This window comes from Pseudovibrio sp. W74, from assembly GCF_001623085.1.
Taxonomy (GTDB): domain Bacteria; phylum Pseudomonadota; class Alphaproteobacteria; order Rhizobiales; family Stappiaceae; genus Pseudovibrio.
Genome location: NZ_LMCJ01000007.1, coordinates 89,721 through 110,876 on the forward strand (window position 1 = coordinate 89,721; position 21,156 = coordinate 110,876).

18 protein-coding genes and 1 riboswitch are annotated in these 21,156 nt (G+C 52.2%); of the genes, 10 read left to right on the top strand and 8 right to left on the bottom strand.

Going from position 1 to position 21,156, the window contains the following annotated elements; genetic code table 11:
• The first annotated feature begins 148 nt into the window (after nucleotides 1-148).
• From PsW74_RS06205 to lpdA, 3 genes are all read left to right on the top strand, one after another.
• Complete coding sequence (locus PsW74_RS06205; RefSeq protein ID WP_057462980.1) at nucleotides 149-3,118, top strand: 2-oxoglutarate dehydrogenase E1 component; 2,970 nt, start codon at nucleotides 149-151, stop codon at nucleotides 3,116-3,118.
• Nucleotides 3,119-3,184: 66 nt separating this feature from the next.
• Nucleotides 3,185-4,693, top strand: coding sequence for a 2-oxoglutarate dehydrogenase complex dihydrolipoyllysine-residue succinyltransferase (odhB, locus tag PsW74_RS06210; RefSeq protein ID WP_063286412.1), 1,509 nt, complete (start codon nucleotides 3,185-3,187; stop codon nucleotides 4,691-4,693).
• Between the two features lie 101 nt (nucleotides 4,694-4,794).
• The gene (lpdA, locus tag PsW74_RS06215; protein ID WP_063286413.1) at nucleotides 4,795-6,198 is read left to right on the top strand and encodes a dihydrolipoyl dehydrogenase; all 1,404 of its coding nucleotides are present in this window, start codon (nucleotides 4,795-4,797) and stop codon (nucleotides 6,196-6,198) included.
• A 56-nt stretch (nucleotides 6,199-6,254) separates the two neighbouring features.
• Here the strand turns inward: lpdA and PsW74_RS06220 are convergent, their stop codons facing one another.
• The 6 genes from PsW74_RS06220 to PsW74_RS06245 all read right to left on the bottom strand — a co-directional run bounded on the left by PsW74_RS06220 (nucleotide 6,255) and on the right by PsW74_RS06245 (nucleotide 11,389).
• On the bottom strand, nucleotides 6,255-6,686 hold the full coding sequence (locus PsW74_RS06220; RefSeq protein ID WP_063286414.1) for a hypothetical protein: 432 nt from the start codon (nucleotides 6,684-6,686) through the stop codon (nucleotides 6,255-6,257).
• Between the two features lie 79 nt (nucleotides 6,687-6,765).
• A complete protein-coding gene (gene thiE, locus PsW74_RS06225; protein WP_063286415.1) occupies nucleotides 6,766-7,407 on the bottom strand; it encodes a thiamine phosphate synthase in 642 nt (213 codons plus the stop codon).
• Nucleotides 7,391-8,203 carry a hydroxyethylthiazole kinase gene (thiM, locus tag PsW74_RS06230; RefSeq protein WP_063286416.1) on the bottom strand — a complete coding sequence of 271 codons (813 nt, stop codon included), beginning with the start codon at nucleotides 8,201-8,203 and terminating at the stop codon, nucleotides 7,391-7,393. Before thiM ends, thiE begins: the two co-directional genes overlap by 17 nt.
• Before the next feature lie 72 nt (nucleotides 8,204-8,275).
• Nucleotides 8,276-8,378, bottom strand: a riboswitch (TPP riboswitch).
• A gap of 59 nt (nucleotides 8,379-8,437) precedes the next feature.
• The gene (locus PsW74_RS06235; protein WP_057462974.1) at nucleotides 8,438-9,397 is read right to left on the bottom strand and encodes a tyrosine recombinase XerC; all 960 of its coding nucleotides are present in this window, start codon (nucleotides 9,395-9,397) and stop codon (nucleotides 8,438-8,440) included.
• A gap of 81 nt (nucleotides 9,398-9,478) precedes the next feature.
• Nucleotides 9,479-10,564 (bottom strand): phospholipase D-like domain-containing protein, encoded by a 1,086-nt coding sequence (locus PsW74_RS06240; protein WP_063286417.1) that lies wholly within the window; start codon nucleotides 10,562-10,564, stop codon nucleotides 9,479-9,481.
• 90 nt (nucleotides 10,565-10,654) lie between these two features.
• The gene (locus PsW74_RS06245) at nucleotides 10,655-11,389 is read right to left on the bottom strand and encodes an endonuclease (RefSeq protein WP_063286418.1); all 735 of its coding nucleotides are present in this window, start codon (nucleotides 11,387-11,389) and stop codon (nucleotides 10,655-10,657) included.
• 356 nt (nucleotides 11,390-11,745) lie between these two features.
• On the opposite strand from PsW74_RS06245, the gene PsW74_RS06250 reads away from it, so the two are divergent.
• A complete protein-coding gene (locus tag PsW74_RS06250; RefSeq protein WP_063286419.1) occupies nucleotides 11,746-12,333 on the top strand; it encodes a transglutaminase domain-containing protein in 588 nt (195 codons plus the stop codon).
• A 70-nt stretch (nucleotides 12,334-12,403) separates the two neighbouring features.
• Here the strand turns inward: PsW74_RS06250 and fsa are convergent, their stop codons facing one another.
• The gene (gene fsa / locus PsW74_RS06255; RefSeq protein ID WP_057462970.1) at nucleotides 12,404-13,057 is read right to left on the bottom strand and encodes a fructose-6-phosphate aldolase; all 654 of its coding nucleotides are present in this window, start codon (nucleotides 13,055-13,057) and stop codon (nucleotides 12,404-12,406) included.
• Nucleotides 13,058-13,294: 237 nt separating this feature from the next.
• Here fsa and PsW74_RS06260 point away from each other — a divergent pair, with 237 nt between their 5' ends.
• From PsW74_RS06260 to PsW74_RS06285, 6 genes are all read left to right on the top strand, one after another.
• Entirely contained in the window at nucleotides 13,295-15,472 is a 2,178-nt protein-coding gene (locus PsW74_RS06260) for a primosomal protein N' (protein WP_063286495.1), read from the top strand.
• A 214-nt stretch (nucleotides 15,473-15,686) separates the two neighbouring features.
• The gene (locus PsW74_RS06265) at nucleotides 15,687-16,247 is read left to right on the top strand and encodes a F0F1 ATP synthase subunit delta (protein ID WP_082830495.1); all 561 of its coding nucleotides are present in this window, start codon (nucleotides 15,687-15,689) and stop codon (nucleotides 16,245-16,247) included.
• Nucleotides 16,247-17,776, top strand: a complete 1,530-nt coding sequence (gene atpA / locus PsW74_RS06270; protein ID WP_057462968.1) for a F0F1 ATP synthase subunit alpha — start codon at nucleotides 16,247-16,249, stop codon at nucleotides 17,774-17,776. Before PsW74_RS06265 ends, atpA begins: the two co-directional genes overlap by 1 nt.
• Nucleotides 17,777-17,809: 33 nt before the next feature.
• A complete protein-coding gene (locus PsW74_RS06275; protein WP_063286421.1) occupies nucleotides 17,810-18,697 on the top strand; it encodes a F0F1 ATP synthase subunit gamma in 888 nt (295 codons plus the stop codon).
• Nucleotides 18,698-18,722: 25 nt separating this feature from the next.
• Nucleotides 18,723-20,147: a F0F1 ATP synthase subunit beta gene (gene atpD, locus PsW74_RS06280; RefSeq protein ID WP_057462966.1), complete on the top strand. Its 1,425-nt coding sequence runs from the start codon at nucleotides 18,723-18,725 to the stop codon at nucleotides 20,145-20,147.
• A gap of 79 nt (nucleotides 20,148-20,226) precedes the next feature.
• Nucleotides 20,227-20,634: a F0F1 ATP synthase subunit epsilon gene (locus PsW74_RS06285; RefSeq protein WP_057462965.1), complete on the top strand. Its 408-nt coding sequence runs from the start codon at nucleotides 20,227-20,229 to the stop codon at nucleotides 20,632-20,634.
• Between the two features lie 133 nt (nucleotides 20,635-20,767).
• On the opposite strand, the gene PsW74_RS06290 is transcribed toward PsW74_RS06285, so the two are convergent.
• Complete coding sequence (locus PsW74_RS06290) at nucleotides 20,768-20,983, bottom strand: hypothetical protein (RefSeq protein WP_057462964.1); 216 nt, start codon at nucleotides 20,981-20,983, stop codon at nucleotides 20,768-20,770.
• Nucleotides 20,984-21,156 lie beyond the last annotated feature (173 nt).

A 21,156-nucleotide genomic window follows, 5' to 3' on the forward strand; every position in this document is an offset into this window, starting at 1 on the left:
AAATCGACTGTCGGTGAATCACTTTCATCGACAGTCTTGAGAAGGCAGTAAGTCCCCAGGCTTGCTGTCAGTCGCGGGACCCAAGGGTATGTGGTGTGTGACACCCGCCCAAAGAAAGTAGGGCGGATCAACAGTCCGCTTAAAAACGATGGCTCGGCAGGACGCGAACAACGTATTCGCGCTGACGTCGTTTCTTTACGGCGCCAACGCTCCTTATATTGAAGAGCTTTATGCTCAATATCAGGAAAACCCGAATTCACTCGACCCCGAGTGGAAAGAATTCTTTTCTTCGCTTCAGGACAATCCAGAAGACGTAATCAAGGAAGCTCGCGGAGCAACCTGGCAGCGTTCTGATTGGCCAGTTCCAGCAAATGGTGAACTGGTTTCAGCTCTTGATGGCGACTGGCCCGCTGAAAAAGAAGTCAGCAAAAAGATCAAGTCCACGGCCAAGAAGAATGGTGTTGAGCTAACCGAAGATCAGGTGCTGCAGGCAACTCGCGATAGTGTTCGTGCGATCATGATGATCCGTGCTTACCGTATGCGCGGCCACTTGCATGCTGATCTTGACCCGCTCCGCCTTGCTGTTCCTGGTGACCATGAAGAGTTGCATCCCGCGACCTATGGCTTCTCTGAAGCGGACTGGGATCGGAAGATCTTCCTGGACAACGTTCTGGGCATGGAATTCGCCACCATCCGTGAGATGCTGGAAATTCTGAAACGGACCTATTGCTCCACCCTTGGTGTCGAGTTCATGCATATTTCTGATCCAGCTGCAAAAGCATGGATCCAGGAGCGCATTGAAGGTCCGGACAAGCATGTTGCCTTCACACCGGAAGGTAAGAAAGCGATCCTCAATAAACTTGTTGAGGCCGAAGGCTTCGAGAAGTTCCTTGATGTGAAATACACCGGTACAAAGCGTTTCGGTCTGGACGGTGGTGAAGCACTGATCCCGGCGCTTGAGCAGATCATCAAACGCGGTGGTGCTCTTGGTGTTAAAGACATCGTTCTGGGCATGGCACACCGTGGCCGTTTGAACGTTCTGTCTCAGGTGATGGGCAAGCCACATCGCGCGATCTTCCATGAGTTCAAGGGCGGTTCATACGCTCCTGATGATGTGGAAGGCTCTGGTGATGTGAAGTACCACCTCGGTGCTTCTTCTGACCGCTCTTTCGACAACAACAACGTTCACCTGTCTTTGACAGCGAACCCGTCTCACCTTGAGATCGTAAACCCGGTTGTTCTGGGTAAGGTTCGTGCCAAGCAGGACCAGCTTTCTGATTGGAAAGAGACATCAGAAATTGACCGCAGTAACGTCCTCCCATTGCTTCTGCACGGCGATGCTGCGTTTGCTGGTCAGGGTGTTGTTGCTGAATGTTTCGGTCTGTCCGCGCTTCGTGGTCACCGCACTGGTGGTTCGATCCATGTGATCATCAACAACCAGATCGGTTTTACAACCAACCCACGTTTCTCACGGTCTTCACCTTATCCTTCTGACGCCGCGAAAGTGATTGAAGCGCCGATCTTCCATGCAAATGGTGATGATCCGGAAGCTGTTACTTTTGCTGCAAAGATTGCAACTGAATATCGTCAGAAGTTCGGTCGTCCGGTCGTGATTGATATCATCTGTTATCGCCGCTTCGGCCATAACGAAGGTGACGAGCCTGCGTTTACGCAGCCAATCATGTACCGCAAGATCCGCAAGCATGAAACAACCCTTCAGATCTATGCTGACAAGCTGGTCAAAGAAGGTCTGATGTCTGCTGAGGACGTTAATAAAGCAAAAGCTGACTGGCGTTCGCATCTGGATCGTGAATTCGAAACAGGCCAAACCTACAAGCCAAACAAAGCCGACTGGCTTGATGGCCGTTGGTCTAAGATGAAGGTTGCGAAGGAAGTTGACGAGCCGCGTCGTGGTTCGACTGGTCTTCCAATGGATGAACTCAAGGAACTCGGCGGCAAGCTGACCAATGTTCCTGATGATTTCAATGCACACCGCACGATCCGCCGCTTCATGAACAACCGTGCCAAAATGATCGAGACCGGAGAAGGTATCGATTGGGCAATGGGTGAGGCAATGGCATTCGGTGCATTGTTGAAAGAAGGCCATTCCGTTCGCTTGTCCGGTCAGGATTGTGAACGCGGCACCTTCTCTCAACGTCATTCCGTCCTGTATGATCAGGAAGACGAAGGCCGTTACATCCCGCTGAACCACGTTGGTGAAAAGCAGGGCCGTTATGAAGTCATCAACTCAATGCTTTCTGAAGAAGCAGTGTTGGGCTTTGAATACGGTTACTCGCTGACAGAACCAAATGCGCTGACCATGTGGGAAGCACAATTCGGTGACTTCGCAAACGGTGCGCAGGTACTGTTCGACCAGTTCATCTCCTCTGGTGAGCGTAAATGGCTGCGTATGTCCGGTCTGGTCTGCTTGCTGCCGCATGGCTATGAAGGTCAGGGTCCTGAGCACTCCTCAGCACGCCTTGAGCGTTTCTTGCAGATGTGCGCGGAAGACAACATGCAGGTAGCCAACTGTTCGACACCGGCTAACTACTTCCACATCCTTCGCCGTCAGTTGAAGCGTGACATTCGTAAGCCACTCGTTCTGATGACGCCAAAGTCTCTGCTTCGCCACAAGCGTGCAGTTTCCAAACTGGAAGACTTCGGCGCAGACGAAAGCTTCCACCGTCTCCTTCACGATGATGCTCAAACGAACCCGGGTTCAACTGTTGAGCTGAAGAAGGATGAAGACATCCGTCGCGTGATCCTGTGTACAGGTAAGGTCTACTATGACCTGCTCGAAGAGCGTGAGAAACGTAACATCAACGATGTTTACATCCTCCGCGTTGAGCAGCTCTACCCGTTCCCGACCAAGTCCTTGTGCGTAGAGATGGGCCGCTTCAAGAATGCAGACGTAGTCTGGTGTCAGGAAGAGCCAAAGAACATGGGCTCATGGTTCTTCATTCAACAGTACATTGAATGGGTTCTGGAGCATGTGAATGCAAAAGTGCATCGCCCGCGTTACGTTGGCCGTCCACCAGCTGCTGCAACAGCAACCGGCTTGATGTCAAAGCACTTGGCTCAGCTACAAGCTTTCCTCGACGATGCATTCGCCGAGTAAGTACCTCGTAATCAGGTAAGTCCGACAGGCCTTTCAGGGGCCCTGAAACGAAAAGAGATAGAGACAATGGCGACGGAAATTCGAGTACCCACTCTGGGTGAATCCGTAACCGAGGCAACAATCGCTCAATGGTTCAAAAAGCCGGGCGATGCGGTGAATGCAGATGAGCCACTGGTTGAGCTGGAAACAGACAAGGTAACTGTTGAAGTACCTGCGCCTGTAGCCGGTAAACTGGACAGCATTGATGTGAAAGAAGGCGATACAGTTGAAGTTGGCGCCCTTCTTGGTTCCATCGCAGAGGGCGCAGCTGGTGCTGTGCCCGCTCCTGCTGCCGAAGCTGCACCGGCTGCTAAAGCTGCGCCTGCTGCAGCTGCTGAAACAGTTGAAGTTCTGGTACCACACGCTGGTGAAAGCGTTACCGAAGCTGAAGTTGGCGAATGGTCAGTTAAAGTTGGTGACGTTGTAAAGGCTGACGATATCCTCGTTGAGCTGGAAACAGACAAAGCTGCTCAGGAAGTACCTAGCCCAGTTGCAGGTACCGTGGTTGAAATCGCTCAGGCAACTGGCGCAACTGTTGAGCCGGGTAACCTGCTCTGCAAAATCGCTAAAGGTGACGGCGCAGCTGTTGCCGCTGCTGCTCCGGCAGCTGCCGCTCCTGCACCAACTGTTTCTGGCACAAGCATGCCAGCAGCACCTTCTGCTGCAAAGATGATGGCTGAAAAAGGCCTCTCCGCTGATCAGGTTGCAGGCTCTGGCAAGCGCGGTCAGGTTCTTAAGGGTGATGTTCTAGCAGCTATTGCTGCTGGCGCTTCCGCTGCTCCGGCAGCCGCTCCAGCTCCTGTTGGGGTGCGCGCCGTTTCAGCTCCAACCGATGAAGTTCGTGAAGAACGTGTTCGCATGACCAAGCTGCGCCAGACTATTGCGCGCCGCCTGAAAGATGCTCAGAACACTGCGGCTATGCTGACCACTTACAACGAAGTGGACATGAAGCCGATCATGGACCTGCGCAAGCAGTACAAGGATATCTTTGAGAAGAAGCACGGCGTAAAACTTGGCTTCATGGGTTTCTTCACCAAAGCAATTACCCATGCTCTTAAAGAAATCCCGGCTGTAAACGCTGAGATCGATGGCACTGACATCATCTACAAAAACTACGCGCATATCGGTGTTGCTGTTGGCACTCCGAAGGGTCTTGTGGTTCCTGTTGTTCGTGATGCAGACCAGATGTCTATTGCTGAAATCGAAAAAGAAATCGGCAACCTCGGTCGTAAAGGCCGTGATGGCAAGCTCTCCATGGCAGACATGCAGGGTGGTACCTTCACCGTTTCCAATGGTGGCGTCTACGGCTCCCTGATGTCCTCTCCAATCCTGAATGCACCGCAGTCCGGTATCCTCGGCATGCACAAAATTCAGGAGCGCCCGGTTGCGATCAACGGTCAGGTAGAAATCCGTCCGATGATGTATCTGGCTCTGTCCTACGATCACCGTATCGTTGACGGCAAAGAGGCAGTGACCTTCCTGGTTCGCGTTAAAGAGAGCCTTGAAGATCCACAGCGTCTGATTCTGGACCTCTGATGTAAACGTGCCCGGCACTGGCCGGGCACATTTGTTTTAAGGGAAATTGGCGCACTTCTCTTCGTTGCAGCCTTCTCCCGCCTACTTACAGGGATTTGCAAATGTCCTACGATCTCGTCGTCATCGGTACCGGCCCAGGCGGTTATGTTTGTGCAATCAAGGCAGCTCAGCTCGGCATGAAAGTTGCTGTAGTTGAGAAGCGTAAGACCCATGGTGGTACCTGCCTGAACATCGGTTGTATTCCATCCAAAGCTCTGCTGCACGCTTCTGAAATGTTTGAGGAAGCAAACCACAGCTTTGAAGCCCTGGGCATCAAAACTTCCAAGCCAAAAGTGGACTGGAAGGCAATGTTGGCGCACAAAGACAAAGTGATCGACGGCAATGTAACCGGCATCGATTACCTCTTCAAAAAGAACAAGATCGACGTTCACACTGGTACTGGCCGTGTACTTGGCGCTGGTCGCGTAGAAGTAAAAGCTGAAGACGGCTCTACTACCATCGTTGAAACCAAGAACATCGTGATCGCAACAGGTTCTGATGTGATGCCTCTGCCAGGTATCGAGATTGACGAAAAAACTATTGTCTCCTCAACCGGCGCTTTGGCTCTGGAAAAAGTGCCTAACCGCATGACTGTTGTCGGCGCTGGCGTTATCGGCCTTGAGCTTGGTTCCGTCTATGCCCGTCTCGGTGCTGAAGTGACCGTTGTTGAGTTCATGGACAAGATACTCGGCCCAATGGATGCAGACGTTTCCAAGCAGTTCCTGCGCATGCTGAAAAAGCAAGGCCTCAAGTTCAAGCTGTCCTCCAAGGTGACTGCGGTTCAGAAAAAAGGCCGTGCTCTGGAAGTGACCGTTGAGCCAGCAGCGGGTGAAGCCGCCGCCGCAGCTCTAGATGCAGATGTGGTTCTCGTCGCAATTGGCCGTCGTCCTTATACAGAAGGCCTTGGTCTGGCAGAAGCAGGTGTTGAACTGGACGAGCGTGGTCGCGTGAAGACAGACAATCACTACAAAACCAACGTTGACGGTATCTTTGCTATCGGTGATGTGATTGCGGGCCCAATGCTTGCGCACAAAGCGGAAGACGAAGGCGTTGCAGTTGCAGAAATGCTCTCAGGTCAGGCTGGTCACGTAAACTATGACGTCATTCCTGGCGTTGTTTACACCTCTCCAGAAGTTGCCAGCGTTGGCAAAACTGAAGAAGAGCTGAAAGCTGCTGGCATAAAATTCAAGTCCGGCAAGTTCCCGTTCTCCGCAAACGGTCGCGCGAAAGCAACGCTTCACACCGACGGTTTTGTGAAAGTTCTGGCTGACGCTGAAACAGATCGCGTGCTCGGCGTTCATATCGTTGGCGTTGGGGCTGGCGAAATGATCCACGAAGCATGCGTTCTGATGGAATTCGGCGGTTCCTCTGAAGATCTGGGTCGCACCTGTCATGCGCATCCAACAATGTCTGAGGCAGTGAAAGAAGCTGCTATGGCGACATTCGCCAAGCCAATCCATATGTAATCTGGAAGTTCCAGATTAAGAAAAAGCCGCTTCAGGAAACTGAGGCGGCTTTTTTGCTATTGGCGAACAAGGATGTAGCTGCGTGTCTTATTGGGAAACGTTGGATCGTGGTTTTCTGTTCGCACGTAAGCCTGAATACGCTCTCCCATTGGCCGAAGCTCAATGTGTTGCGCTTTGAAGAAGCCGCCAAACCGGAACGTTAGTACACCAGAAAAACTAAGCTGCCCTGGAGCCCAACCCCATTTGCAATCGCGAGGGGAGCAGCTGGTAAATGCGCGGGCGCGCACAACCAGTTGCCCATCAAGGCACTGGCCTTGAACTTCAATCTGAGAAAGCTCTTTCAAACGTGCTTTGGGATTTTCCCAGTCCCCCAGCTCCGCCATCTCTGATTTGCGGACTTCACAGGCTGTTTGAGCTTGAGCTGCTGAAACAAGAAAAGCAAACGTGCAGAAGAAAATGCACATAAATGTTGTTTGTCTAAGTTTCATGACTAAAAGCTCCCTGCCTAGTCCTCTCATATATCAATGTAGATGGGCTCTGCGAGGAGTAAATGCGTGTTTTATCCTATCACCCTAGGTCTTTTACGCTTTTGACGATGTCCTGAAGCTTGCGCGTAGCTGCGGATGGACTGGATGCCCCACAGATTGCAGAAATAACTGCAACTCCATCTGCCCCAGCTTTGATCACCTGATCCGCATTAGAAAGCGAAATTCCGCCAATTCCAACCACAGGCAACTGAGATTGAACCGTTAAACCGGCAAAGCTCTGCATACCCATGTCAGCCGCATCATCCTTACTGTTTGTCGGGAAGCAGGCGCCTATGCCAAGGTAATCGCAGGCGGAAAAGTCCGCAGCATCCAGCTCGTCCTGAGTGCTGACTGATAGACCAAGCAGCTTATCAGAGCCGATCAGCTCCCGGGCTTTCGTGGCATCCATATCATCCTGCCCAACATGAACACCGTCCGCATCAACCGCTAAGGCAACATCTACGCGATCATTGACGATTAGCGGCACATTCAGCGGTTTCAACGCTTGCATCAACCGCTCTGCCAGCTCAATTTGCTCGCGCGTGCTGCCAGTCTTGTCACGAAGCTGCACAACAGTAGCGCCGTTTTGTGCGGCTGCGATTGCTATGTCGACGGGATCCTGACCGGCGCAGTCTTGCGGCCCCAGCACCAGATAAACGGAAAGATCAAGCAACGGTTTCATGCATTTCAACCCGTGCAGTTGCGTTGAGGATATCGCTGTTCAGCTGATAGAGGCCGTTAATAATATCCAGCTGCAAGCTTGCTGGTCCTGCTGAATTTTTTGCAGCAATCTCACCAACCACTCCGAGGAAAACCATTGCATCAACAGCAGCATCAAACGGGTCATCGCAAACAGCCAGTGTCGCGCCAGTCAAAGCTGTTGCCGTGCAGCCAAGACCAGTCACATAAGGCATCATCTTATCCCCGTTGGCGACTTCAGCAGTGCGCGCACCATCAGTGATAAAATCGACAGGACCAGAGACGACAACAACAGCGCCCGTCTGCTTCGCCAGTTCTTTCGCTCCTGCCAGAGCAGCCTGAGAGCTATCCGTGCTATCAACGCCTTTTCCACCTGCACCCTGACCAGCAAGTGCCATGATTTCAGAGGCATTGCCACGAATGACGCTCGGCTTATTCTCCAGCAATTCACCAGCAAGCTCGGTGCGGAAGGTCAGCGCTCCAACAGCCACCGGGTCCAGCACCCAAGGGCGACCAGCTTTGTGGGCAGCAGCAGTAGCCAACTTCATGGTCTCTGCCTGAGCAGGGGTAACCGTGCCAACGTTGACCACTAATGCACCTGTAACACTTGCAAGTTCAGGGGCTTCTTCCGGGCCATCCACCATGGCAGGGGAGGCGCCAATGGCCAGCAGGGCGTTGGCTGTGGTGTTGGCCACCACGATGTTCGTCATGTTATGGACGAGTGGACTGTTGTCACGAATTGCAGAAAGAGTTGCGCAAGCGCTTTCGACACGACCCATTTTTATCCTCGGTCTTGTTGTGCGAAAGAGAGCTGGTATCAGGGACTTGGCAAACTGCCAGACAATCTATCCCCCAACACGGCGTGAGTGCTCCCTTCGCTGGAATTATCCAGAGCAGGTTCTTCGAGTATGATCTCAGCCACAACAAACGTGTTGGGCACCCCGTTTCACATCGATGAACCTAGGGGATCTGCTAAGGGAGATCAAGGTGATGTGAGGGAGGGGGACAACCTATCAACGACGCGGGTGTGCCTTGTCATAAGCGTCCAACAGCTGTGCACTGTTCACTTCCGTATAAATCTGTGTGGTAGAAAGGCTTGCGTGCCCCAGTAGCTCCTGAATGCTCCTCAAATCCCCGCCTTCAGACAGCAAATGAGTTGCAAACGAATGGCGTAAAGCGTGAGGAGTTGCGGTGTCTGGTAGACCAAGAGCACTGCGGATCTTTTGCATGGCCAGCTGGATCATGCGCGCATTCAGCGGGCCGCCACGAACGCCGCGAAACAGCGGTGAACTGCCCGACAGATCATAAGGGCACTGCTTTTTGTAGGCCTCAATAGCTTCTATTACCACTGGCAGAACCGGAACAAGCCGTTCTTTGTTGCCTTTACCGCGAATCTTCAGCGACTTATCCCCCTCCTTCGGCGCGGAGGCCGATGTCAGAGACAGCGCTTCGGAAATGCGGAGGCCGCAACCGTAGAGCAGTGTGAACACCGCTGCGTTTCGGGCTTCAACCCAGGGAGTGTCCTCAAAAGCGAGATCGCTGCTGACAATCGCTTTGGCTTCCTCAACGGGGATAGGCTTGGGCAGGCTGCGGGGAAGTCTCGGCGTACGAACCGCCGCAGCACCAGCCGCATTCACCTCACCGCGCTCCTCCAGAAACGAGAGGAAGGAGCGGATGCCAGCAAGGCCACGGGCAAGCGTCCGCGTTTGTGCGCCATCCCTCCGGCGGGTTGCCAGAAATGCGCGAAAGTCCTTTGGTTTCAAAGACTCCAGATGCCGCAGGGCAACCGGTTCACCTTCATAACTGGTCATGAAGCGCAGGAACTGACGGGTATCGCGCTCATACGCTTCCAGTGTCCGTTCAGCCAGTCGCCGTTCAGATCCCAGATGATCAATCCAGTCTTCAATCGCTGCGGTAACATCTGGTTTGCAGATGATGAGTAAGTCTTCGCCGCTATCAAGGGAATTTGCCATTCGCAAAGTGTAAGCGCCAAATCTGGCTGAATGGTTACCAAAAGATAAACATACACGCCTTTAAGAAAGGCCTGCGCAAATTTAGTTGATGACGATTGGCTGCCCATGATCACTGATGATCCGGTCAATCTCTTGCCGTGCTGCCATCGCAAACCGTTTCTGGTTCTCGGTTGGCACAACAGAATCCCCCAGAACGACGATGTTCTCGTCATTAAACCGGTTCGCCGGGCCTGTGTAATTGAAGCTACCAACAATCATAATGCTATCATCAATCACCATAAGCTTATGATGAAGCTTACCAATTCGGCTTGATCCGCGAACGAAATGCAAATCAGCACCAGCTTCTGCAAGGGGTTGGGTCGCTGCCCAGTCCTGACCGCCTTGCCGGGCATCAAGCGCACCACGTACCTTTCGTCCAGCCTCCATCAACAGCAACATGGCATCATCAATACCGGAGCTCTTGGAGAAGGTGAAGATCGCGAAATCTACCCGTTCCTTAGCTTTTGTCATCTGTTTGGTGACTTCCATCTCTGGCGCGTGGTCCGGCGCAAAGCAAACTTTCACGCGGATGTCGTCGACAATCACTTCTTTCGGCGTGTTCTCGGATTCGTTCTCATCAACGCTATATCGGCCAAAGCGTCCGCGTTTAATCTCCCTGAATTCCCGTTCAAAGATATCGGCAACCTTCTCATCTTTGATGATGAGAAGGTGATTGAGATTGCGATGTGTGCCGGTCTCAGTGAAGTTTGTAGAACCTGTCAGAACAGAATTGCCATCCCGGATAATGAATTTTTGATGGAATATCCGTGGGTTAAAGTCGGTCCGAACCCACACCTTAGAGCGCAGCAACGCCGCATGAAGTTGCCGGTTCACCTCGTTCTCAACACGAGGGTCGCTCGAATGCGGGTCTTCAGCAGGCTCATCCACACTTAAGTAATCCGCCTCGGATACCACTCGCACCCGCACCCCGCGCCGCTTTGCGTTGATAAGTGCGTTGGTTATGCGTTTATTGTCTATTTCTTGAATTGCTATGTCGAGCGAGCGCTCTGCAGCATCAATAAACCCGATAATCTCGCCCTCAAGATCATCCAGCGGATTATCCGGTAAATGATCGAGGACTGTCTTCGGACCAACAAGGAATTTCAGATTCTCAGTTTCAACTGCCATTGTACCCTCCCACCGTCATGATACCTTACCCTAGGGTAGATGATGTGTCGGTACACAATTATGACGGTAGGAAGCGAAAAGAGGACCTGGCTAGAAACCAACCGAAATAAGCGGATTGGTGTTACCCTGAATTTCCAGGATGCGAGCATCTCGCAGTTGCTCTTCTTCAGAGACCGGATCCTCTGCCATCCAATTGTTGAACATCTCGACCTCAGTCTCTGTCAAAGCCATGCCGTAGGTGGTCTGCATGTACAGATAGATCCGCGCAATATCACCACGCGTCTCAGCCATCGGCTCGGCAACTTTCCGGCTGCTATCAATCTCAAAATCACAAGCGCCATAAGTCCGGTCTTCGCCGGTGATAACGGCCATGCGATAATTGGAGCGGTCCCCGTTTAACTCACCAACGGCTGGAACGAGGTTATGGAGATCAGCTTCCATGCGCTTGAAATCTGCATCAACTTTAGAGCAGCACCGGCGGCCCTTATAGGATTTGCCTTTCTTGGTGGTACATGCGGGGTCACCTTCACTCCAACAGGCGCGTGTTTTGCCAAAACGCGAAGCTGGAACAATGTGCTCCCACTCAATCCGCTTGCCGCGCTTGGCATTTTTGCGCGGGGTATACCCGCAACTGTCCGCATCAACCTGCTTCTTTCCATTGTAGGTGCAACCACAATAGAAGGTCTCACGATACTCTTCTGATGGATAAATATGCTTCTCCAACAGACGCTTGGCCTGAGAGAAGCTGGTTGGCGGTGCAGAAAAGGCTGCAGTTGTCCAGATGCAAGCCAAAAGGGCAGCAGAGAATACGATGAGGTTACGCATGAAGAAGTCTTTCGCAAGCGTATCCCTGAAAAGTGGTCTCCGGTTTTCAGGCGAGGATACGCATTAATAAAGATCTTGAATGAGGCGCGTGAATGAAATGCACGCGACATATTCAAGATCACCATCAGAAACTGGCGAGGGAGAGTTAAGAAACCCCTGCCAACACTGTTTGACGCGGTGGATACTGGTTTGTGCCGTTCCACTTTGACCGAATGAATGGGTGTGAACCTTGCCAAGAGTGATGAGGGGAGGGGAAAACACAGGCAAACAAAAAAAGCGCTAAGAGGCTTTGTTTGAGGGCACTTTCGGGAAATACTACCTGCTTCTCATTTTGAATAGGGAGCAGTGAGAGCTAAGTGACGAAATACAATGAATTTTTGCAGAGTGTGATTTCAAAGAACAGCTTGTTGACGCTTCCGCAGATTTATCACCACGTGCGTAACATCCCATATGGATCGACGGGGAATCGTGACCCGAGGATTGTCTACACAAGCAATTTAGGTTCCTGCTCGGGGAAGCACATTTTGTTGAGAGACTTGCTCCGTGAGGCTGGATATCGGGCGGAGATCGTCACGATGTTTACATACTTTAATGAAAGCACGCCTATAGATGAAAGCTTCCCGGAAGAGCTTAAAGCAATTGCGACGCATGAACGGGTCCCGGATTTTCATCATTACCTGCGAGTTTTCGAACAGGAAACATGGTTGAATTTAGATGCGACTTGGCACGATGCAGTCATGAACTTCGGCTTTAGAGTGAATCATGATTGGGATGGCTCTACCCATACCAAGCTTGCTGCGGTCGCAGAGCAAGAATACCCCGTTACAGAGAACATAATTGACTTGAAGGCCCGCCTTGTTGCGAGCCTCTCACAAGATCAGCAAGAATTGCGCAGAAAATATTTCCAGCTTGTGACTGAGTGGATTCCAGAGAACGCAAAATAGAGCCCATAAAAAAACGCGGACCCAAAGGCCCGCGCTTAATATCATCGCGATATGCGAAAAAACAAAGAGCTTAAACGATGCTCTGACCGGTTGCTGCCCAGTCCTTCATGAATGCTTCCAGACCTTTGTCGGTCAGTGGGTGCTTCACGAGGCCCTTCAGTGTTGAAGGTGGGATAGTTGCAACATCAGCGCCGATAAGAGCGCAGTCTTTTACGTGGTTTGCGCTACGGATAGAAGCTGCAAGAATTTCGGTGGTGAAGCCGTAGTTATCATAGATCTGACGGATTTCAGCAATCAGGTCCAGGCCTTCAATGTTGATGTCGTCCAGACGGCCAATGAATGGAGAGATGAAGGTCGCGCCAGCTTTTGCAGCCAGAAGAGCCTGGTTTGCAGAGAAGCAAAGGGTCACGTTGGTCTGCACGCCTTTGTTCGCCAGAACGCGGCAAGCCTTCAGGCCTTCCAGTGTCAAAGGCAGCTTGATGCAGATGTTGTCTGCAATTGCGATCAGCTCTTCAGCTTCTTTCAGCATGCCTTCAGCGTCAGTTGCAACAACTTCAGCAGAAACAGGACCATCCACAAGCTCGCAGATCTCTGCGATGACTTCTTTCATTGGACGGCCAGATTTCATGATAAGAGATGGGTTAGTGGTAACACCATCGAGAAGACCGGTTGCAGCCAGCTCTTTAATGTCGTTGGTGTCAGCAGTATCAACGAAGAATTTCATGCCGGAAAGGCTCCTGATTTCTTAGTAGCCTCTCGTAGGGTACCGGAGGCCTAGGGGGGAATTCCGGTATGTGTTTAGCCCAGAGTGTATAGAAACAACAAGAGTAAAACCCGCTAAAGCGTATTCCCGAAAACTGGATTTCGGTTTTAGGATAAGAATGCGCAGCAAAACCAGCAAGTGCTCAACAGGGAATGGAGTTTCGTGAGTCAGCAAACTGAGTTTTTTGGCAACGGCCAGATGTGTGAACCAGAGGTTATTGTACCTGTGCTGGTTCCTGTCGCTGTCGCAGGTGCTTATTCCTATAAAGTACCCGCTGACATGGACGTACGCCCCGGTTCCATCGTGCGTGTGCCTCTTGGCCCGCGTGAGGTGATCGGCGCCGTTTGGGATGGAGAACCGGACACAAAGGTTAATCCCAAAAGGCTGAAAAGCATCCTGCATGTCTACGATACGCCCCCAATCGCTGAAGATCTTAGGAAATACATAGACTGGGTTGCCGCATGGACGCTGGGCGCTCCCGGCATGGTTTTGCGCATGGTGCTGCGTTCTGAGGAGGCTTTGGAACCAGAAACGCTGCTCTCTGGTGTGCGCTACATTGATGGCATGCAGCCTGACCGCATGACACCTGCGCGCTCAAAAGTCATGGAACTTGTCGAAAATGGCATGGCATGGACGCGCCCTGGCTTAGCGGGAGCCGCTGGTGTCAGCTCCTCAGTCATCGACGGCCTTAAAAAGCAAGGCGTGCTGGAAGAAGCAATGCTGCCAGCAACCCCGCCACTGCCGGATCCTGATCCATCTCTTCCGGGCAGAAAGCTGACAGATCTTCAGGAAGGCGCCGCGAATCAGTTGTGTGAGTCCATCGGAAAAGGCTTCAAAGCCTTCCTTATCGATGGGGTGACAGGGTCAGGAAAGACCGAAGTTTATTTCGAAGCCGTCGCCGAAGCTCTCAGAAACAACGAGCAAGCTCTGGTTCTCATCCCCGAAATTGCGCTCACCAACCAGTTTTTGGAGCGGTTTGAGCAGCGATTTGGGGTCAGACCAGCCGAATGGCACTCGCAAGTACCCCCAAAACGACGCGCAAGAACGTGGCGGGGAGTCGCAAATGGCGAAGTGAAGGTCGTTGTAGGTGCGCGGTCAGCACTTTTCCTTCCTTTTCACAGGCTAGGTTTGCTGGTCGTGGATGAAGAGCATGATACAGCCTACAAGCAAGATGATCGCGTTCCCTACAACGCTAGGGATATGGCCGTTGTTCGGGGGCATATCTCTGGTTTCCCTGTCGTGCTCGCCAGTGCAACACCATCTGTGGAAAGTCAGGTAAATGCAAAGCTGGGCCGATACAGGAAAATCGTGCTTCCAGTGCGTGCTTCCGGTGCGGAAATGCCAGTAATCAAAGGCATTGATATGCGCTGCGATGGGCCTGAGCGGGGCAAATGGCTGGCACCTGCACTGGTCAATGAGATTCAGGAAACACTGACCAACGGTAATCAGGTTCTGCTCTTTTTGAACCGTAGGGGTTATGCCCCACTGACCCTGTGCAGAACCTGCGGCCATCGGTTCCATTGTGAAAACTGCTCAGCTTGGCTTGTGGAGCACCGCTTTAAGGGCAAATTGGTATGTCATCACTGCGGCTATTCACAGCCTGTACCGGATAAATGCCCGGAATGCAGTAAGCCCGATACACTGGTTGCATGTGGTCCTGGCGTGGAACGAATTGCTGAAGATGTCTCAGCGTTATTTCCCGAGGCGCGCGTCCTTGTTCTCTCCTCGGATTTACCGGGCGGAACAGAGCGCATAAATCGCGAAATGAAGCTCGTTGAAACGGGCGAAGTTGACATTGTCATCGGCACGCAATTGGTCGCCAAAGGGCATAACTTTCCATTAATGACCCTTGTAGGGGTGGTTGATGCTGATTTGGGCCTCGCAAATGGCGATCCTAGGGCAGCAGAGCGCACTTTCCAGCTTCTGGCTCAGGTGACGGGTCGTGCTGGCCGAATACACGGAAAAGGCAGGGGATTGCTGCAAACTTACAACCCTGACCAGCCTGTTATAAAGGCACTTCTCTCCGGAAATCCCGAGGAATTTTACGCTGCGGAAATCGAGTCGCGAGAAAACGCTGGCCTGCCTCCATTCGGGAGACTCGCAGCTTTGATTATCTCTGGAGCGGATAGAACTCTCACCGAAAAATTTTCCAAAACTCTTGCAGTAAATAGTCCTAGTTCGGAAGGCGTTCAAATCCTCGGTCCGGCAGAGGCTGCAATGGCGCTGGTGAGGGGCAGATATCGGTTCCGTTTGCTCGCAATCGCACCCCGGAGTGTTGATTTACAAGGCTTTCTGAGAAACTGGTTGTCTGCCGCTCCCAAGCCAACTGGCGGTATCAGAGTGCAGGTTGATGTTGACCCCCAAAGTTTCATGTAGTGCTGCGCAGAAAGTTTGATACCTCAATGTATGCGTTGGAATACCTACGCCATGTTGCAAGGTGTTCAAGCGTGTGCTATGCGAAGCGCGGCTTTATCGGCACGGTTATCTCAGATTGTGCCATTCAAATTGAATTAGACGCGACTTATCAAGGATTTGGATTTCCGGCGAGCCAGCCGCCAGAATCTTGTATGCGCGGGAGAGCACGGATCCAGTGACTGACAACGTATCTCTCATTTCGGGCGTGGCCTTGCGTTATGCTTCTGCGCTGTTGGACCTTGCTGAGGAGCAGGGTGCGACGGCAGAGGTGGAGAAGGGTCTCGACCAGTTTGAGGCACTCTTGAACGAGAGTGCTGATCTTGATCGTCTTATCAAGAGCCCCGTTTTTAGTGCAGACGCTCAATTAAAGGCGATCTCTGCTATTTTGGAAAAGGCCGGAATTTCCGGCCTGACCGCAAATTTTGTGAAGTTGGTTGCCCAAAACAGGCGCCTCTTTGCCGTTCCAGGCATGATTCAGGGTTTCCGTGAGCAGCTTGCTGCAAAGCGTGGAGAAGTTACTGCTCTAGTAACCTCTGCAACGGAATTAAACGCTGAGCATGTCGCAGCTCTTAAAGAAGCACTCAACGCTTCTACGGGCAAGAATGTGAAGATTGTAGTGAAGGTGGACTCATCCATTCTTGGTGGTCTGATCGTGAAGATCGGCAGCCGGATGATTGATACGTCACTGCGAACCAAGCTCAACTCTCTTAAGTTCGCGATGAAAGAGGTCGGTTGATGGATATTCGGGCTGCGGAAATTTCCGCTATCCTCAAGGACCAGATCAAGAACTTCGGCCAAGAAGCTGAAGTGACTGAAGTTGGTCAAGTACTTTCCGTAGGCGACGGCATTGCCCGCGTTTACGGCCTGGACAACGTCCAGGCGGGTGAAATGGTTGAATTCCCAGGTGGTATCCGGGGAATGGCATTGAACCTTGAAACTGACAATGTCGGTGTTGTTATCTTCGGTAGCGACCGTGACATTAAAGAAGGCGACACGGTAAAACGTACCGGCGCTATTGTGGAAGTTCCAGTAGGTAAGGGTCTGTTGGGTCGCGTTGTCGATCCACTCGGTAACCCAATCGACGGCAAAGGTCCGATCGAATCTACTGAACGTCGTCGCGTTGACGTGAAGGCACCAGGCATTCTGCCTCGTAAGTCCGTTCACGAGCCAATGTCTACAGGTCTTAAAGCGATTGATGCTTTGATTCCAATCGGACGTGGTCAGCGCGAATTGGTGATTGGTGACCGTCAGACCGGTAAAACCGCTATCATCCTCGACACCTTCCTCAACCAGAAGCCTTTGCACGCATCTGACGACGAACACGAAAAGCTGTACTGCATCTATGTTGCGGTTGGCCAGAAGCGTTCAACTGTTGCTCAGTTCGTGAAAGCTCTGGAAGACGCTGGTGCTCTGGAATACTCCATCGTTGTTGCTGCAACAGCGTCTGATCCTGCTCCATTGCAGTATCTGGCACCGTTCGCAGGCACCACAATGGGTGAGTACTTCCGCGACAACTCCATGCACGCTGTGATCGGTTATGATGACCTTTCCAAGCAGGCTGTTGCGTATCGCCAGATGTCCCTGTTGCTCCGTCGTCCACCAGGACGTGAAGCGTACCCTGGTGACGTGTTCTACCTGCACTCCCGTCTGCTCGAGCGTTCTGCGAAGCTGAACGAAGATCACGGCCTCGGTTCTCTGACCGCGCTGCCAGTGATCGAAACTCAGGGTGGTGACGTTTCTGCGTTTATTCCGACCAACGTGATCTCCATCACCGACGGTCAGATCTTCCTTGAAACCGATCTGTTCTTCCAGGGCATTCGTCCAGCGGTTAACGTTGGTCTGTCAGTTTCTCGTGTGGGCTCTTCCGCTCAGATTAAAGCGATGAAGCAGGTTGCTGGCCCGGTTAAGGGTGAGCTGGCTCAGTACCGTGAAATGGCTGCGTTCGCGCAGTTTGGTTCTGATCTGGATGCAACCACTCAGAAGCTTCTGAACCGTGGTGCACGCCTGACCGAATTGCTGAAACAGCCGCAGTTCTCTCCGCTTAAAACGGAAGAACAGGTTGCAGTGATCTTCGCTGGTGTGAACGGCTACCTGGACGATCGTCCGGTTGGTGAGGTTCGCGAGTTTGAAGCTGGCCTGCTGCGCTTCTTGCGTGCAGAACATGCAGACCTTCTCTCCGCTATCTGGGAGAAGAAGGCACTCGACGCCGATTTGACTGACAAGCTGAAAGCTGCAGTGGAAGCTTACGTCAAGACCCTCGGTTAATTCGAAGCAACGGGATAAGGAACGAGAGCGCCCATGGCGAGCCTCAAGGACCTAAAAAACCGCATCGCTTCGGTCAAAGCGACGCAGAAAATCACCAAGGCCATGAAAATGGTGGCCGCGGCGAAACTGCGTCGTGCCCAGGATGCTGCAGAAGCAGGTCGTCCCTATGCTGAACGCATGGGGACAGTACTTGGCAATCTTGCAGCTGGGTTCGAAGGTCGGGATGATGCGCCGAAGCTGATGACGGGTACAGGACGGGATCAGACACATCTGCTCCTCGTCTGCACAGCAGAGCGTGGCCTCTGTGGTGGTTTCAACTCGTCGATAGCACGTCTGGCACGTGAGCACGCAGACAAACTTCTTTCCGAAGGTAAGACGGTCAAGATCGTCACCGTTGGTAAGAAGGGGCATGATGCCCTGAAGCGTGGCTACGGTCAGCACATTGTAGAGAATATCGAACTACGCGGCCTGAAATCTGTTGAATTCAGCGACACAAAGCACATCGGCGATCTCGTCATGGAAATGTTCCAGGATGAGAAATACGATGTTTGCACACTGTTTTACGCGCAGTTCCAATCGGTAATCAGTCAGGTTCCGACCGCCAAGCAGCTCATCCCAGCTCAGTTTGAAGCGAAAGATGAAGCTCAGGACGGTTCCTCTGAGGACGCGCTTTATGAATACGAACCAGGTGAACAGGAGATCCTTGAGACCCTTCTGCCACGTAACGTCGCTATTCAGATTTACAGCGCAATCCTTGAAAACGGTGCCTCCGAGCAGGGCGCGCGCATGGCCGCTATGGACAGTGCAACGCGCAATGCCGGCGAGATGATCGACAAACTGACAACGACGTACAACCGTCAGCGTCAGGCGCAGATCACGACGGAACTGATTGAAATTATTGCGGGCGCGGAAGCGCTCTGACCGAGTTGAGACGAGGATTTAAGTGATGGCTGACACGAAAGTCGGACAGATCACGCAGGTAATCGGCGCTGTTGTCGACGTTCACTTTCCAGGTGAACTCCCTGCAATTCTGAACGCTCTGGAAACTGACAACGGCGGTAACCGTCTGGTTCTCGAAGTTGCTCAGCATCTGGGCGAAAATACAGTACGTACAATCTGCATGGACGCGTCCGAAGGTCTCGTTCGTGGTCAGGAAGTACGCGACACTGGCGAACCTATCGCAGTTCCTGTTGGTGACGGCACTCTGGGCCGCATCATGAACGTGATTGGTGAGCCTGTTGATGAAGCTGGTCCAATTGAACATGATGCCAAACGCGGTATCCACCAGGAAGCTCCGGCATTTGTAGAACAGTCTACAGAAGCTGAGATCCTTCCAACCGGCATTAAGGTTGTTGACCTTATCGCTCCTTACGCAAAGGGTGGTAAGATCGGCCTGTTCGGCGGTGCGGGCGTTGGTAAAACCGTTCTCATCATGGAATTGATCAACAACGTTGCTAAAGCACACGGCGGTTACTCCGTATTCGCTGGTGTTGGTGAGCGTACTCGTGAAGGTAACGACCTTTACTGGGAAATGATCGAATCCGGCGTGAACAAGGAAAAAGGCGGCGAAGGTTCTAAAGCTGCTCTTGTTTACGGTCAGATGAACGAACCTCCAGGAGCACGTGCACGTGTTGCTCTGACAGGTCTGACCATCGCGGAAGACTTCCGTGATAAAGGCCAGGACGTTCTGTTCTTCGTGGACAACATCTTCCGCTTTACGCAGGCTGGTGCTGAAGTGTCCGCACTTCTCGGCCGTATTCCTTCTGCTGTGGGCTACCAGCCTACACTTGCTACCGATATGGGCGGCATGCAGGAGCGTATTACGACCACATCTAAAGGTTCTATCACTTCCGTACAGGCCGTTTACGTTCCTGCGGATGACTTGACTGACCCTGCACCTGCTTCCACATTTGCTCACTTGGACGCGACTACGGTTCTTAACCGTGCGATCGCTGAAAAAGGCATCTATCCTGCAGTGGATCCACTGGATTCCTCCTCTCGTATGCTTGACCCGCGCATCATCGGTGACGAGCACTACGAAGTTGCGACCCAGGTCCAGGAAACACTTCAGCGCTACAAAGCACTTCAGGACATCATCGCCATCCTTGGCATGGATGAACTTTCTGAAGAAGATAAGCTGGTTGTTGCTCGCGCACGTAAGATCGAGCGATTCATGTCCCAGCCGTTCTTTGTTGCTGAGGTCTTCACTGGTTCCCCAGGTAAGCTGGTTGCGCTCGAAGACACCATCAAAGGCTTTAAAGGCCTTGTTGCTGGTGAATACGACCACCTGCCAGAAGCTGCATTCTACATGGTTGGCTCTATGGAAGAGGCAATCGAGAAAGCGGCTAAGCTGGCTGAGGACGCTGCTTAATCTCGGTTCTTTTGAACCGGTGACTTCTTTGGGTGACGCTTTTGGCGTCACTCTTAGAAACGGATAGAGGATGAGCTAAATGGCTGAAGCATTTCAGTTTGAGCTGGTTTCACCAGAGCGCCTTCTGCTCTCGGCAAAGGTTACTGATGTAATCGTGCCAGGCACTGAAGGTGAATTTGGTGTTGGCGCTGGTCACTCGCCGTTCTTGTCAACCATGCGTCCGGGTGTTGTTAAAGCGCTCAGCGAAGATGGTTCCAAGCACGAGTACTTCGTGCGGGGTGGTTTTGCTGACGTTTCCGCGTCTGGCATGACTGTTCTGGCGGAACAGGCGATCCCGATGGCCGATCTTGATGCAGGTTACATCGCACAGCAGATTCAAGATGCGAGTGAAGATGTAGCTGATGCTAAGGACGAAGATGCACGTCAGGCTGCACGGCTGGTACTTTCCCAGCTGCAAGAGCTGCAGGCAGCTATCAAAGCTTCCTGATTGCACTTCGATGCCAAGAAAAACAAAAGCCTCGGCAGTGCCGAGGCTTTTTTGTATCTGCCTATGCAGAAAGCAGGCTCTTTAAACCGTTAGCGGGAGAAAAGAGCGCAGGATGAACGAGCAGCCCAGTCGATTAGGCTGCAAGTCTCTTTTTATTTGCTGCTGCGTTTGCAGCGCGCATTTCCTCAGCACGCGCTTTGCGCTGCTCTGGTGTCTCGTAAACTATCGTGCGATGGTGGTCGCAATAAGAGCCATTTTCAGCGCGGTTCTTGCAAGGGAATGTATAGCTCCCGCTGTCACCTTCAGTCCACTTACACTGGCCCGCCTTAGGCATAACTGGTGCTTTCATTTACCTACCCTTGTTCTTTGGAGCCAGTCGATCAACACTTGCATGCACGCGGGAGGAGCGTGAATACCATGCTCGCCGTTGGATCGTTGGAACCATTTTTGATTATGGGATCACCGGAATTTTCTTTTGCTACATTAAAAGCAAACAAATTTACCGGACGGGAAAAAGATTAT

Coding starts and splice junctions, on each gene's coding strand:
- PsW74_RS06205 (WP_057462980.1), top strand. CDS start 149: ATGGCTCGGCAGGACGCGAACAACGTATTCGCGCTGACGTCGTTTCTT.
- odhB (WP_063286412.1), top strand. CDS start 3,185: ATGGCGACGGAAATTCGAGTACCCACTCTGGGTGAATCCGTAACCGAG.
- lpdA (WP_063286413.1), top strand. CDS start 4,795: ATGTCCTACGATCTCGTCGTCATCGGTACCGGCCCAGGCGGTTATGTT.
- PsW74_RS06220 (WP_063286414.1), bottom strand. CDS start 6,686: ATGAAACTTAGACAAACAACATTTATGTGCATTTTCTTCTGCACGTTT.
- thiE (WP_063286415.1), bottom strand. CDS start 7,407: ATGAAACCGTTGCTTGATCTTTCCGTTTATCTGGTGCTGGGGCCGCAA.
- thiM (WP_063286416.1), bottom strand. CDS start 8,203: ATGGGTCGTGTCGAAAGCGCTTGCGCAACTCTTTCTGCAATTCGTGAC.
- PsW74_RS06235 (WP_057462974.1), bottom strand. CDS start 9,397: ATGGCAAATTCCCTTGATAGCGGCGAAGACTTACTCATCATCTGCAAA.
- PsW74_RS06240 (WP_063286417.1), bottom strand. CDS start 10,564: ATGGCAGTTGAAACTGAGAATCTGAAATTCCTTGTTGGTCCGAAGACA.
- PsW74_RS06245 (WP_063286418.1), bottom strand. CDS start 11,389: ATGCGTAACCTCATCGTATTCTCTGCTGCCCTTTTGGCTTGCATCTGG.
- fsa (WP_057462970.1), bottom strand. CDS start 13,057: ATGAAATTCTTCGTTGATACTGCTGACACCAACGACATTAAAGAGCTG.
- PsW74_RS06260 (WP_063286495.1), top strand. CDS start 13,295: ATGTGTGAACCAGAGGTTATTGTACCTGTGCTGGTTCCTGTCGCTGTC.
- atpA (WP_057462968.1), top strand. CDS start 16,247: ATGGATATTCGGGCTGCGGAAATTTCCGCTATCCTCAAGGACCAGATC.
- PsW74_RS06275 (WP_063286421.1), top strand. CDS start 17,810: ATGGCGAGCCTCAAGGACCTAAAAAACCGCATCGCTTCGGTCAAAGCG.
- atpD (WP_057462966.1), top strand. CDS start 18,723: ATGGCTGACACGAAAGTCGGACAGATCACGCAGGTAATCGGCGCTGTT.
- PsW74_RS06285 (WP_057462965.1), top strand. CDS start 20,227: ATGGCTGAAGCATTTCAGTTTGAGCTGGTTTCACCAGAGCGCCTTCTG.
- PsW74_RS06290 (WP_057462964.1), bottom strand. CDS start 20,983: ATGAAAGCACCAGTTATGCCTAAGGCGGGCCAGTGTAAGTGGACTGAA.